This window comes from uncultured Citricoccus sp., assembly GCF_937871995.1.
In the GTDB taxonomy this organism is placed as follows: domain Bacteria; phylum Actinomycetota; class Actinomycetes; order Actinomycetales; family Micrococcaceae; genus Citricoccus.
On record NZ_CALMQR010000055.1, the window covers coordinates 107,876 to 121,634 of the forward strand.

Annotated in this window: 7 protein-coding genes, 1 tRNA gene and 1 pseudogene; 7 read left to right on the forward strand and 2 right to left on the reverse strand. The window is 71.9% G+C overall.

Translation table 11 applies throughout. From position 1 onward, the window contains the following. The first annotated feature begins 2 nt into the window (after positions 1–2). The 4 genes and pseudogenes from gltB (at position 3) to Q0283_RS06030 (ending at position 8,231) form a co-directional block, all read left to right on the forward strand. Entirely contained in the window at positions 3–4,592 is a 4,590-nt protein-coding gene (gltB, locus tag Q0283_RS06015) for a glutamate synthase large subunit (RefSeq protein ID WP_298043753.1), read from the forward strand. Further along, positions 4,585–6,048: pseudogene (locus Q0283_RS06020) on the forward strand (glutamate synthase subunit beta); the annotation flags it as partial. The gene gltB and the pseudogene Q0283_RS06020, both read left to right, overlap by 8 nt. 148 nt (positions 6,049–6,196) lie before the next feature. Next, complete coding sequence (pyk, locus tag Q0283_RS06025; protein WP_183525698.1) at positions 6,197–7,690, forward strand: pyruvate kinase; 1,494 nt, start codon at positions 6,197–6,199, stop codon at positions 7,688–7,690. Between the two features lies 1 nt (position 7,691). After that, complete coding sequence (locus Q0283_RS06030) at positions 7,692–8,231, forward strand: nucleoside deaminase (RefSeq protein ID WP_183525701.1); 540 nt, start codon at positions 7,692–7,694, stop codon at positions 8,229–8,231. On the opposite strand, the gene Q0283_RS06035 is transcribed toward Q0283_RS06030, so the two are convergent. Further along, positions 8,212–8,814 carry an ANTAR domain-containing response regulator gene (locus Q0283_RS06035; protein ID WP_183525704.1) on the reverse strand — a complete coding sequence of 201 codons (603 nt, stop codon included), beginning with the start codon at positions 8,812–8,814 and terminating at the stop codon, positions 8,212–8,214. The two genes, Q0283_RS06030 and Q0283_RS06035, sit on opposite strands and share 20 nt — an antisense overlap. A 116-nt stretch (positions 8,815–8,930) precedes the next feature. On the opposite strand from Q0283_RS06035, the gene Q0283_RS06040 reads away from it, so the two are divergent. Continuing rightward, positions 8,931–9,012: transfer RNA gene (locus tag Q0283_RS06040), tRNA-Leu, on the forward strand. Between the two features lie 33 nt (positions 9,013–9,045). On the opposite strand, the gene Q0283_RS06045 is transcribed toward Q0283_RS06040, so the two are convergent. Further along, positions 9,046–9,576 carry a hotdog fold thioesterase gene (locus tag Q0283_RS06045; RefSeq protein WP_183525707.1) on the reverse strand — a complete coding sequence of 177 codons (531 nt, stop codon included), beginning with the start codon at positions 9,574–9,576 and terminating at the stop codon, positions 9,046–9,048. Between Q0283_RS06045 and polA the strand changes: the two genes are divergently transcribed. Both polA and Q0283_RS06055 read left to right on the forward strand, forming a co-directional pair. Continuing rightward, positions 9,569–12,412 carry a DNA polymerase I gene (gene polA / locus Q0283_RS06050; protein ID WP_298043700.1) on the forward strand — a complete coding sequence of 948 codons (2,844 nt, stop codon included), beginning with the start codon at positions 9,569–9,571 and terminating at the stop codon, positions 12,410–12,412. The two genes, Q0283_RS06045 and polA, sit on opposite strands and share 8 nt — an antisense overlap. Further along, positions 12,399–13,694, forward strand: coding sequence for a GNAT family N-acetyltransferase (locus Q0283_RS06055; protein WP_298043703.1), 1,296 nt, complete (start codon positions 12,399–12,401; stop codon positions 13,692–13,694). The genes polA and Q0283_RS06055 overlap by 14 nt, the downstream gene beginning before the upstream one ends. Positions 13,695–13,759: the final 65 nt, after the last annotated feature.

Below are 13,759 nucleotides of genomic sequence, written 5' to 3' on the forward strand. Positions count from 1 at the left end.
CCATGGCACGGGACCCGAAGAACCCGTTCAACCGCTTCTCCGCCATCCCGCCCGAGCAGGGCCTGTACCGTCCGGACACGGAGACCGAGAACTGCGGCCTGGCCGTGATCGCGACCCTGCGCGGCACGCCCGGCCACGACATCGTCGAGCACGCCCTGGTGGCCCTGCGCAACCTGGAGCACCGCGGCGGCGTCGGCGGCGACGACGGCACCGGCGACGGCGCCGGCCTGCTGATGCAGGTGCCGGACGAGTTCCTGCGCGCCGTCGTGGGCTTCGAGCTGCCCGCCGCCGGGGACTACGCCGTCGGCACCGCCTTCCTGCCCCAGCCCCAGGCCGAGTACGACGAGGCCGTGGCGGGGATCGAGCGACTGGCCGCCGACGAGGGGCTGACCGTGCTGGGCTGGCGCCCGGTCCCGGTCGACGAGACCGTCATCGGTGCCTCCGCGCGATCGGTGATGCCGCGTTTCGAGCAGCTGTTCATCACCGCCGAGGACTCCCTGGACGTGCGCGCCTGGCGGTTGCGCAAGCGGGCCCAGAACCGCTTCGGCGTGTACTTCCCGTCGCTGTCCCCGCAGACCATCGTCTACAAGGGCATGCTGTCCACGGGGCAGCTGCAGCCGTTCTACCCGGACCTGTCCGATCCCCGGTTCAAGACCTCGCTGGGGATCGTGCACTCCCGGTTCTCCACCAACACCTTCCCGTCCTGGCCGCTGGCCCAGCCGTTCCGCACCATCGCCCACAACGGCGAGATCAACACCGTCAAGGGCAACCGCAACTGGATGCGCGCCCGGCAGTCCCTGCTGGACTCTCCCGTGCTCGGCGAGGACCCGGAGAAGCTCTACCCCATCTGCACGCCGGGGGCCTCGGACTCCCAGTCCTTCGACGAGGTGGCCGAGCTGCTGATGCTGGGCGGGCGGCCGCTGAGCCACGCGGTCATGATGATGATCCCGGAGGCCTGGGAGAACCACGGCTCCATGGACCCGGACCGGCGCGCGTTCTACCAGTACCACTCCATGCTCATGGAGCCGTGGGACGGGCCCGCCGCCGTCGCCTTCACGGACGGTCGCCAGGTCGGCGCCGTGCTGGACCGCAACGGCCTGCGCCCGGCCCGCTACTGGGTCACCGACGACGGTCTGGTGGTGCTGGCCTCCGAGGTCGGCGTGCTGCCCCTGGCCCCCGCGCGCGTCGTCCGAAAGGGCCGCGTGGCCCCGGGCCGGATGTTCCTCGTGGACGCCGTGGCCGGCCGGATCATCGAGGACGACGAGGTCAAGGCCGAGGTCGCCGCCGCCAACCCGTGGCGCCGCTGGGTGGCCGAGAACCTGGTGGACCTCGCGGACCTGCCCGAGCGCGAGCACGTGCGCTACTCGGCCCAGTCCGTGGCCCACCGCCAGCGGACCTTCGGCTACACCACCGAGGAGCTGCGCGTGCTCATCGGGCCCATGGCCGCCACGGGTGCAGAGCCCCTCGGCGCCATGGGCACGGACACCCCGATCGCTGTGCTCTCGAAGCGGCCGCGGCTGCTGTTCGACTACTTCACGCAGTCCTTCGCGCAGGTCACCAACCCGCCGCTGGACGCGATCCGCGAGGAACTGGTCACCTCGATGCGCACCTCGATCGGCCCGGACGGCAACCTGCTGTCCACGGAGCAGGTGCGCACCCGGCACGTCAACCTCGAGTTCCCCGTGATCGACAACGACCAGCTGGCCAAGATCGCCAACCTGCGCGAGCAGCCCTCCGAGGGCGGACCCTCGCGCCGCGGCGCCAAGGTCGCCCTGAAGGTGCGCGGCCTGTACCGGGTCGACGCCGGCGCGGCCGGCCTGCGCGCCCGGCTCACCGAGATCTGCGAGCAGGTCTCCACCGCGGTGAACCGCGGGGTGCAGTTCATCGTGCTCTCCGACCGCGACTCCAACGCCCAGTGGGCGCCGATCCCCTCGCTGCTGCTGCTCTCGGCCGTGCACCACCACCTGCTGTCCTCCGCCAACCGGACGCGGGCCTCGCTGCTCGTGGAGGCCGGGGACGTCCGCGAGGTCCACCACGTGGCGGTGCTGATCGGCTACGGCGCCTCGGCCGTCAACCCGTACCTGGCCATGGAGTCCGCCGAGGCGCTCGTGCGCACCGGCGCCATCACCGGCGTCACCGCGGAGCAGGCCGTGGCCAACCTGATCAAGGCCCTGGGCAAGGGCGTGCAGAAGATCATGTCCAAGATGGGCATCTCCACGGTCGCCTCCTACTGCGGCGCCCAGACCTTCGAGGCCATCGGCCTGTCCCGGTCCCTCGTGGACCGGTACTTCGCCGGCACCCACACCCCCATGGGCGGGGTGGGGCTGGAGGTCATCGCCGCGGAGAACCAGCAGCGGCACTGGGCGGCGTACCCGCCGGACGGCAACGACATCGACCCGTACCGCGAGCTGGAGACGGGCGGGGAGTACCAGTGGCGCCGGGACGGGCCGCCGCACCTGTTCAACCCGGAGACGGTGTTCCGGCTGCAGCACTCCACCCGGACCCGCCAGTACGACGTCTTCAAGGACTACACCCGCCGGGTGGACGAGCAGTCCCAGGACCTGATGACCCTGCGCGGACTGCTGCGCCTGAAGACGGGGGTGCGCGAGCCGGTCCCGCTGGACGAGGTGGAGCCGGTCTCCTCGATCGTGAGGCGCTTCTCCACCGGGGCGATGAGCTACGGCTCCATCTCCCGGGAGGCGCACGAGACGCTGGCCATCGCCATGAACCGGCTGGGCGGCAAGTCCAACACCGGTGAGGGCGGAGAGGACCCCGAGCGGCTGCTCGACCCGGAGCGCCGATCGGCGATCAAGCAGATCGCCTCCGGCCGCTTCGGCGTGACCAGCCTGTACCTGGCCACCGCGGACGACCTGCAGATCAAGATGGCCCAGGGCGCCAAGCCCGGCGAGGGCGGCCAGCTGATGGGCACCAAGGTCTACCCCTGGGTGGCGTCCACGCGGCACTCCACGCCCGGGGTGTCCCTGGTGTCCCCGCCGCCGCACCACGACATCTACTCGATCGAGGACCTCGCCGAGCTGATCCACGACCTCAAGCGCGCCAACCCGGCCGCCCGCGTGCACGTCAAGCTCGTCTCCGAGTCCGGGGTGGGCACCGTGGCGGCCGGCGTGACCAAGGCCAAGGCCGACGTCGTGCTCATCTCCGGCCACGACGGCGGCACCGGCGCCTCGCCGCTGAACTCGCTCAAGCACGCCGGCGCCCCCTGGGAGCTGGGCCTGGCCGAGGCCCAGCAGACGCTGATGCTCAACGGGCTGCGCGACCGCGTGGTGGTCCAGGTCGACGGGCAGCTGAAGACCGGCCGGGACGTCGTGATCGCCGCCCTGCTGGGCGCCGAGGAGTACGGCTTCGCCACCGCGCCGCTCGTGGTCTCCGGCTGCATCATGATGCGGGTGTGCCACCTGGACACCTGCCCCGTGGGCGTGGCCACCCAGAACCCCGAGCTGCGCTCCCGCTTCACCGGGACCCCGGAGTTCGTGGTCACCTTCTTCGAGTACATCGCCGAGGAGGTGCGGGAGTACCTCGCCGAGCTGGGCTTCCGGTCCCTCGAGGAGGCGATCGGCCACATCGAGGTCCTCGACCGGGACGAGTCCCTGGACCACTGGAAGACCGGTGGGCTGGACCTGTCCGGCATCCTGTCCGGCTACGATCCGGCCGACCCCGAGAAGGCGCGGCAGCTGCTCAGCCACACGGGGCAGAACCACGAGCTGGACCGGCACTTCGACAACGACCTCATCACCGCCGCCGAGCCGGCGATCGCCACCGGGCAGCCGCTCGAGGTGTCCAAGGCGATCGTCAACACCGACCGTGCCGCCGGGACCATGCTGGGCTACCACGTGACCCGGGCCCGGCTGCTGGACGAGCTGGCGGACGACACCATCACCGTGCGGCTCACGGGCGAGGCCGGACAGTCCCTCGGGGCGTTCGTGCCCGCGGGCATCACCCTGCGGCTCGAGGGCGACGCCAACGACTACGTGGGCAAGGGCCTGTCCGGCGGACGGATCGTCGTGCGCCCGGACGAGCGGGCCGGGTTCGCCGCCGAGGACAACGTCGTGGCGGGCAACGTCATCGGCTACGGGGCCACGTCCGGCGAGCTGTACCTTCGCGGTCGCGTGGGCGAGCGGTTCCTGGTGCGCAACTCGGGGGCCAGCGCCGTCGTGGAGGGCATCGGGGACCACGGCTGCGAGTACATGACCGGTGGCCGGGCCCTGATCCTGGGCCGCACCGGGCGCAACTTCGGGGCCGGCATGTCCGGCGGTGTGGCCTGGGTCCTGGACCTGGACCGCACCGTGATGAACCCGCTGGCGATGGCGAACGGGGACCTGCTGCTGCTGGAACCCCGGCCCGAGGACCGGGAGGCGATCGCCGAACTGCTGGCCCGGCACCACGCCGAGACCGGGTCGCCGGTGGCGGCCCACCTGCTGGCCACGCTGGACGAGGCCCTGCCCCGGTTCACCACCGTGCTGCCGGCCACCTACGACGCCGTGCTCAAGGCCCGCGCGGCCGTCATCGATGAAGGACTGGACCCGGACGGCGTCGACGCCTGGGGTCGGATTCTGGAGGCAACCAATGGCTGATCCCCGTGGATTCCTGACCAACCGCGAACGCCGGGACCGTCCGTCCCGTCCGGTGCCCGTGCGCATCATGGACTTCAAGGACGTCTACGCCCGGCAGGACCCGGCCGTGGTGCGCCAGCAGGCCGGGCGCTGCATGGACTGCGGCGTGCCGTTCTGCCACCAGGGCTGCCCGCTGGGCAACCTCATCCCCGAGTGGAACGACCTGGTCCGCCAGGGCCGGATGGAGGAGGCGGCGGCACGGCTGCACGCCACCAACAACTTCCCCGAGGTCACCGGGCGCATCTGCCCGGCGCCCTGCGAGTCCTCCTGCGTGCTGGGCATCAACCAGCCGGCGGTGACCATCAAGCAGACCGAGGTGTCGATCGCGGACGCCGCCTTCGACAACGACTGGCTCGATCCGGTCATCCCGCAGCGGCTCAACGGGCACACGGTGGCCGTCGTCGGCTCCGGCCCGGCGGGGCTGGCCGCGGCCCAGCAGCTCACGCGGGCCGGGTTCACGGTGGCCGTCTTCGAGCGGGACGAGAAGGTCGGCGGACTGCTGCGCTACGGCATCCCGGACTTCAAGATGGAGAAGGACATCCTGGACCGGCGCATCGAGCAGATGGTCGCCGAGGGCACCCGGTTCCGCACCTCCGTGTCCATCGGCGAGGACATCACGTGGTCCGAACTGCGTGAGCGCTACGACGCCGTCATCATCGCCACCGGTGCGCCCGTGCCGCGCGACCTGCCCGTCACCGGCCGGCACCTGGCCGGGATCCACCCCGCCATGGACTACCTCGTGCAGTCCAACCGGGTGGTGGCCGGCCAGCAGGTCCCGGACCAGATCCGGGCCGACGGCAAGCACGTGATCGTGCTCGGCGGCGGGGACACCGGCGCGGACTGCATCGGCACCGCGCACCGCCATGGCGCGGCCTCCGTCACCACGCTGGCGATCGGCCGGGAACTGCCCACCGAGCGGCCGGAGGACCAGCCCTGGCCCACCATGCCGAAGGTCTTCGAGGTGACCAGCGCCGACGCCGAGGGCGGCACCCGCGAGTACCTGGCCTCGACCGTGGAGTTCCTCGACGACGGCAACGGCCACGTCCGCGCCCTGCGGGTGGCGGAGACCGAGTACCTGCCGGACGGGCGGCGGGTGCCCCGGCCGGGCACCGAACGGGAGATCCCGGCCGACCTCGTGCTGCTGGCCCTCGGGTTCACGGGGGTGGAGGACACCGGGCTGACCCAGGGACCGGACGGCGCCGGCGTCGTGCTCGAGGGCGGCCTGGTCCGCCGGGACCGGCGGTACGAGACGGACACCCCGGGGGTGTTCGTGGCCGGCGACGCAGGGCGCGGGGCCTCGCTGGTGGTGTGGGCGATCGCCGAGGGCCGGGCCTGTGCCCGGGCCGTGGACGAGTCGCTGGAGAGCTGGACCCGCTTGCCCTCCCCGGTGGAGCCCACGGACCGGCCGATCGCGGTGCGCGCCGACGACGGTGCCCTGCGGCCGCGGCGGCGTGAGTACGCCTCCGAGGCGGCCGAGGCCCGGGTGCGCGGATGATCCGGTCGTTCACCCGCACGTCGTCCCGCGTCAGTCCCGGAAGGGACCTTCCGCTCGTTAGGGTGGAACCATGAGACACGCGAAGATCGTTGCCACGTTCGGTCCGGCCACGGAGGGATACGAGAACACCAGGGCGCTGATCGCCGCGGGCGTGGACGTCGCGCGGATGAACATGAGCCACGGCACGTACGAGGTGCACGAGCGGACCTACGCGGACATCCGCCGGGCCGCCACGGACCTGGACCGCCCGGTGGCGGTCTTCGCCGACCTGCAGGGCCCGAAGATCCGGCTGGGCCGGTTCGCCGACGGGCCGCACGCGCTGGCCGTGGGGGACCGGTTCACGATCACCACCCAGGAGGTGGAGGGCACCGCCGAGCGGTGCGGCACCACCTTCAAGGGGCTGCCGCAGGACGTCCGCACCGGGGACACCCTGCTGATCGACGACGGCAAGGTCGCGCTGCGGGCCGTGGAGGTCACGGACACGGACGTGGTCACCGAGGTCACCGTGGCGGGCACCGTGTCCAACAACAAGGGCATCAACCTGCCGGGCGTGGCGGTCAACGTCCCGGCACTGTCGGAGAAGGACGAGGAGGACCTGCGCTGGGCGCTGGACCTCGGCGTGGACATGGTGGCGCTGTCCTTCGTCCGCTCGGCCCAGGACGTGCAACGCGTGCACGAGATCATGGCGGAGCAGGGCCGGAAGGTCCCGGTCATCGCCAAGATCGAGAAGCCGCAGGCGGTGGAGGCCCTGCACGGGATCGTGGACGCGTTCGACGCGATCATGGTGGCCCGCGGCGACCTGGGCGTGGAACTGCCGCTCGAGGACGTCCCGGTGGTGCAGAAGCGGGCCATCGAGCTGGCCCGGCGCTGGGCCAAGCCGGTCATCGTGGCCACGCAGGTGCTCGAGTCGATGATCGACAACCCCCGGCCGACCCGCGCCGAGGCCTCGGACTGCGCCAACGCGGTGCTCGACGGCGCCGACGCCGTGATGCTCTCGGGCGAGACCTCGGTGGGCAAGTACCCGGTGGTCACCGTGGAGACGATGGCCCGGATCATCGAGTCCACCGAGACCCACGGCCTGGACCGGATCCTGCCGCTGGGGTCGCGGCCGAAGACCCGCGGCGGGGCCATCACCCGGGCCGCCGTGGACATCGCCAACCAGCTCGACGTGCGCTACCTGGCCACCTTCACGCAGTCCGGCGACTCGGCCCGGCGGTTGTCCCGGTTGCGGCCGCACCAGATGGTCTACGCGTTCACCCACGTGGAGCACACCCACAACATCCTGTGCCTGTCCTGGGGGGTGTTGCCGAAGATGGTGCCGTTCGCCGACTCCACCGACGAGATGACGGCCCAGGTGGACCGTTCGCTGCTCAAGGAGGGCATCGCCGGGGTCAACGACCTCGTGGTCATCGCGGCCGGTTCGCCTCCCGGCCAGGCGGGTTCCACGAACACGGTCAAGGTGCACCGGATCGGCGACCTCGCGGACTCCGGCGGACTGCTGCAGGGCTACCAGCGTCCGGCGCGGGAACGGGTGGGCGTGTGGCCGGCGCGGTCCCCGCTCTGAGATGATCACGGACACGGACCGCGGCCACCTGCGGCGATGCGTGGAACTGGCCGAGGCGGCCCTGGGGAGCGGGAACGAGCCCTTCGGCTCCGTGCTGGTCTCCGCGGACGGCGCCGTGCTCCTCGAGGACCACAACCGGGTGGGCGGCGGGGACGCCACGCGTCACCCGGAGTTCGCGATCGCCCGGTGGGCCGCCGGGCACCTGAGCCCGGACCAGCGGTCCACGTCCGTGGTCTACACCTCCGGTGAGCACTGCGCCATGTGCTCCGCCGCGCATGCCTGGGTGGGACTGGGACGGATCGTCTACGCCAGTTCGAGTGCCCAGCTGGGCCGGTGGTTCCGCGGGCTGGGAGTCCCGCCCGGACCGGTCGCGGCGCTGTCCATCCGGCAGGTCGCCCCCGGGGTGCCGGTCGACGGCCCGGACGAGGAGCTCGCGGAGCAGGTCCGGAGGCTGCATCACCGCTATCACCGCTATCACCGCTTCGAGGAGGGTGCGGGCTCAGCGGACCCCGCCGGCGGAGTCAGCCCATCTGGTCGATGACCGTCTGGGCCACCTCCCGCATCGTCAGGCGACGGTCCATGGAGGTCTTCTGGATCCACCGGAAGGCCTCGGGCTCGGACAGGTCCAGGGTGGTCGTCAGCACGGACTTCGCCCGGTCCACCAGCTTGCGGGTGGCGAACTGCTCGGTGAGGTCGGAGACCTCGGCCTCCAGGGCGCGCAGCTCCTCGAACCGGGCCACCGCCAACTCGATCGCCGGCACCAGGTCGTTCTCGCTGAAGGGCTTGACCACGTAGGCCATCGCCCCGGCCTGGCGGGCCCGTTCCACCAGCTCTCGCTGGCTGAAGGCGGTCAGCAGCACCACGGGCGCCACCCGGTCCCGGGCGATCTGCTCGGCGGCGGTGATGCCGTCCATGATGGGCATCTTCACGTCCATCAGCACCACGTCCGGCTGCAGCTCCGTGGCCAGCTCCACCGCCCGCTGGCCGTTGTCCGCCTCGCCGACCACCGCATAGCCCTGGGACGAGAGGATCTCCACGATGTCGAGGCGGATCAGCGTCTCGTCCTCGGCGACGACGACGCGCAACGGCTCATCGGTGCTCGGGGCGGTGCTCTCGGTCGGCATGGTGGCTCCTCGCAGGTGGGGACGGTTCACGGGACTCACGGTTCAGCGTATCCCGAGGCCGGGTCCCGGCGGTCGCGCGTGTATCCTTGTGGAGTTGCCTCGCCGGATCCCGGCGGGCCCCAATGGCGGAACTGGCAGACGCGCCGCACTCAAAATGCGGTATCGAGAGATGTGTGGGTTCGAGTCCCACTTGGGGCACTGGCGGCGGGGCGGTGCGACCGCCCGCGGCCGTTAGTCCTTCCGGCGCTCCGGGTCGAGGATCATATTGGTGATCCTCGCGCTGGACAGCCGCCGTCCCTGCTCGTCGGTCATGACGATCTCGTGCGTGGTCAGCGTCCCGCCCAGGTGGATCGGTGTGCAGGTCCCCGTCACGGTGCCCCGCTGGATCCCCCGGTGATGCGTGGCCCCGATCTCGATCCCGACCACCGGCTTGCCGGCGTGCAGGACCGCGGCGATGGACCCCAGGGTCTCGGCCAGCACCAGGTGGGCCCCGCCGTGCAGCAGCCCGGCGTTCTGCTCGTTGCCGGCCACCGGCATGGTGGCGACCATGCGCTCCACGGTCATCTCCTGGAACACGATGCCCATCTTGGCGGTCAGCGGACTGATCCCCAGCCGGCCCAGCCTGCCGTGGATCTCCTCCGGGATCCCCGAGTCCAGCATGAGCCGCCGCAGCTCCTCGGGCGAGGGGTCCGGCGTGACCCCGGGGACGAAGGCGTAGGGGGCCGCGGCGGGGGCGCGTGTCTGGGCTGAGTCCATGAGCATTAGGCTGGCACCCGTGACTGATTCGAGCAATTCCGCACCTGACACCGCCCAGCGACTGCTGGTCATCGACGGCCACTCGATGGCCTTCCGGGCCTTCTACGCCCTGCCGGTGGACAACTTCGTCACGGACACCGGTCAGCACACCAACGCCGTCTACGGCTTCACCACCATGCTGCTGACCATGATCCGCCAGCAGAAGCCCACGCACGTCGCGGTCGCCTTCGACCTGGACACCCCCACCTTCCGCTCCGAGCAGTATGAGGAGTACAAGGCGGGCCGGTCCAAGACCCCGGAGGAGTTCCACGGGCAGGTCGAGCTGATCCAGAAGGTCATGGAGGCCATGAACATCCCCACCATCACGGTGGACGGCTTCGAGGCGGACGACATCGTGGCGACGATGGCGGCCCAGGCCGAGGCGGCCGGCTGGCAGACCCGGGTGGTCTCGGGCGACCGGGACGCGTTCCAGCTCATCACCGACCGGACCCTGGTGCTGTACCCGAAGAAGGGCGTCTCGGACATCCCGCCGATGGACGCCGCCGCGATCGAGGCGAAGTACGGCGTGCCCCCGCAGCGCTACCCGGACCTGGCGGCCCTGGTGGGGGAGAGCGCCGACAACCTGCCGGGCGTGCCGGGCGTGGGCCCGAAGACCGCCGCGAAGTGGATCGGGCTGTACGGCACGGTCGAACAGGTCCTGGAGCACGCCGAGGAGATCAAGGGCAAGGCGGGCCAGTCCCTGCGGGACCACGCCGAGTCCGTCCGCCGCAACCGCAGGCTCAACGCGCTGGTGACGGACATGGACCTGCCCGTGGCGCTGGAGGCCACCGAGCTCGAGCACCCGGACCACGAGCAGATCGAGGACCTCTTCGACGCCCTGCAGTTCAACGCCGTGCGCCAGCGCCTGTTCGACACCCTCGCCGAACGGCTGGGCGGCGAGCCCGAGGCCGCCCCGGCCGAGCAGACCCCGGACTTCGCGGTCGCCACCACCGCCGAGGAGCTGGAGGCGTTCATCACCGCACACGGGGCCAACCTGGTGGGCGTGCACGTGGTCCTGGACGGGCCCGCCATCCTGCCCAAGCGCAAGATCCCGGCCCCCGGGGACTACGGGGTCCCGCTCGGGGCGGCGCTCGTGGCGGAGGGCGCCGCCGTCTACGTCCCCCTGGACACGCCCGACGCCGGCGCCGGCCCGGTGCTGGCCGACTATCTGTCCCAGTCCGGTGCGCAGAAGGCGGTGTACGACCTGAAGGCGGCCGGCAAGGCCCTCAAGGCCTCGGGTGCCCGGACCGCACTGGGGCGCGCCGTGGCGCTGGCCGGCGTCGTGGACGACGTGCTGCTCTCGGCCTACCTGATCTCCCCGGACCGCCGGGGCTACGGCCTGGACGCCCTCGTCCAGGCGTACCTGCAGTCCACCCTCGAGATGGAGGACGACCCGACCCAGGCCGGGGACCAGCTGGAACTGGACCTCGGGGCGGCCGAGGCCGAGGGGGCCGACGCCGGGGCTGCGCTGCTCCAGGCCCGGGCCGCCGCCACCGTCCGCGCAGCCTGGATGGTGCGCCGGTTGTCCGAGGTGTTCGTGCCCCAGCTGCTCGAGCGCGGGGCCCAGCAGCTGCTGCGGGACCTCGAGATCCCGCTGGCCCTGGTGCTCGTGGACATGGAGCTGGCCGGCATCGCCGTGGACCGGCCCGTGCTGGACGGGCTCTTCGAGGAGTTCACCACGCGGATGCAGTCCGCCCAGGAATCGGCGTGGGCCTCCGTGGCGGAGGCCACCGGCGGGGAGAAGGTCAACCTCGGCTCGCCCAAGCAGCTGCAGGCGCTGCTGTTCGAGAAGCTCGACATGCCGCGCACGCGCAAGACCAAGACCGGGTACTCCACGGACGTGGACTCGCTCACCGACCTGCTGGCCCAGACCCAGCACCCCTTCCTCGAGAACCTCATGCTCCACCGGGACGCCACCAAGCTGCGCCAGACCGTGGAGGGACTGCTGGACACGGTGGCCGGGGACGGGCGCATCCACACCACCTACTCGCAGACCGCCGCCGCCACCGGGCGGCTGTCCAGCCTGCACCCGAACCTGCAGAACATCCCGGTCCGGACCGAGGCGGGCCGGAAGATCCGCGAGGTGTTCGTCGTGGGGGAGGGCTACGGCACCCTGCTCACGGCCGACTACTCCCAGATCGAGATGCGCATCATGGCGCACCTGTCCGAGGACGAGGCCCTGATCCAGGCGTTCCGGGAGGGTGAGGACCTGCACCGCTTCGTCGGCGCCCAGGTGTTCGGCGTGGAGCCCCAGGACGTCTCCTCGGAGATGCGCGCCAAGGTCAAGGCCATGAGCTACGGCCTGGCCTACGGGCTGAGCTCCTTCGGCCTCTCCAAGCAGCTCCAGATCCCCGTCGACGAGGCACGGTCCCTCATGAAGGGCTACTTCGACCGCTTCGGCGCGGTGCGCGACTACCTCAAGGAGGTCGTGGCCAAGGCCCGCCAGGACGGTTTCACCGCGACCATCCTGGGCCGGCGCCGCTACCTGCCGGACCTGAACAGCGACAACCGCCAGTTGCGGGACATGGCCGAGCGCGCCGCGCTCAACGCCCCCATCCAGGGCTCGGCGGCGGACATCATCAAGCAGGCCATGCTGGACGTCCAGTCCGGACTGGTGGAGCAGGGACTGCGCTCCCGGCTGCTGCTGCAGGTCCACGACGAACTGGTCCTCGAGGTCCCGGACGAGGAACTCGACGCGGCCACCACCCTGCTCCAGGAGCGGATGGGAGCGGCCGCGGAACTGTCCGTCCCGCTGGACGTGCACGTCGGCGTCGGGCGGAGCTGGCACGATGCCGCGCACTGATCCCGTCCTGCCCGAGGGACTCCGGCTGCATCGCTTCGAGGTCACCGGCCGCCCGGCCGCGGAGGACCCCGCCGCGGCCCTGTTCCTGCGGACCGTCGAGCGCGGCTTCTACGAGCCGGAGCCGACGGGCACCGCACTGGACCAGCTGCTCGGCTACGCCCACGCGGACGGGCGCACCTACACCGGCGTCTACGCGGCCGGTGCCGACCCGGCCGCCGACCGCCCGGTCGGCACCTTCTCCGGTTTCGACAAGCGCCTGCACACCGGCCGGCGCCGGGAGGTCGACGCCCGCCTGATCTCCGAGGTCACCGTCTCCCCGAGCCATCGCCGCCGCGGGATCCTGCGCGCCCTGATGGAGTCGGAACTGGCGATCGCCGCCGAGCGGGGCCTGCCGCTGGCGGCGCTGACCGCCTCCGAGGCCACCATCTACCGCCGCTTCGGCTTCGGCGCGGCCACCGCCCAGCGCTCCGTCGAGGTGGACGTCCGGGGGGACGCCGCCCTGGCGGGACCGGTGACCGGCCGCGTCGAGCTGGTGGAGCCGGGGGACCTGGCCGGGCTGGGCCCGCGGCTGTTCGGGCAGGCCTACCTGCAGACGCCCGGTTCCGTGCAGCGGATGGCCTCCTACGGCGGCCACGAGACGGACACCATCGAGTCGGGCCGTCACGGGAAGGACCAGGGGCTGTTCGCCGCGGTCCACTACGACGACGGCGGGGCGCCCCGCGGGTACGTCACCTACCGGTTCGCCGGCTGGGACTCGGACCCGGCCACCATCCGGGTCTCGCTGCTGTCCGCCACCACGGCGGAGAGCACCCGGGCCCTGTGGTCCTTCCTGGCGAACCTGGACCTCATCGAGCGGGTCAGCTGGCGCGGCGCGCCGGACGACGGCCTGCTGGAGCACCTGTTCGCGGACCACCGCCGGGTGCGCACCACCGGTAGAGAGGACCACCTGTGGCTGCGCTTGCTGGACCTCCCGGCGGCCCTGCGCGGCCGGTCCTGGGCCCGCGACGGTGAGCTGACCCTGCGGGTGCACGACCGCCTCGGGCACACCGCGGGCGACTGGCGCCTGACCGTGGCCGGCGGCGAGGCCGACGTCGTGCCGCTGGGCGCGGACCCGGACCTGGAGCTGGACGTCGCGGACCTGTCCGGGGCCTACCTGGGCGGGGTGTCCGCCGAGGTGCTCCGCCAGGCCGGGAGGATCACCGAGCACCGGATCGGGGCCGCCGCCGCCCTGGCCGGGATGCTGGCGCAGGACCGGCCCGTCCACTGCATGACCGGGTTCTGACGGACGGTGGTCCCGGAGGGCCGCCCCCGGGAGCACGCCCCGCTTTGACCGCGACTTGGGACGGC

Coding starts and splice junctions, on each gene's coding strand:
- gltB (WP_298043753.1), top strand. CDS start 3: ATGGCACGGGACCCGAAGAACCCGTTCAACCGCTTCTCCGCCATCCCG.
- Q0283_RS06035 (WP_183525704.1), bottom strand. CDS start 8,814: ATGCCGACCGAGAGCACCGCCCCGAGCACCGATGAGCCGTTGCGCGTC.
- polA (WP_298043700.1), top strand. CDS start 9,569: ATGAGCATTAGGCTGGCACCCGTGACTGATTCGAGCAATTCCGCACCT.
- pyk (WP_183525698.1), top strand. CDS start 6,197: ATGAGACACGCGAAGATCGTTGCCACGTTCGGTCCGGCCACGGAGGGA.
- Q0283_RS06055 (WP_298043703.1), top strand. CDS start 12,399: ATGCCGCGCACTGATCCCGTCCTGCCCGAGGGACTCCGGCTGCATCGC.
- Q0283_RS06030 (WP_183525701.1), top strand. CDS start 7,692: ATGATCACGGACACGGACCGCGGCCACCTGCGGCGATGCGTGGAACTG.
- Q0283_RS06045 (WP_183525707.1), bottom strand. CDS start 9,576: ATGCTCATGGACTCAGCCCAGACACGCGCCCCCGCCGCGGCCCCCTAC.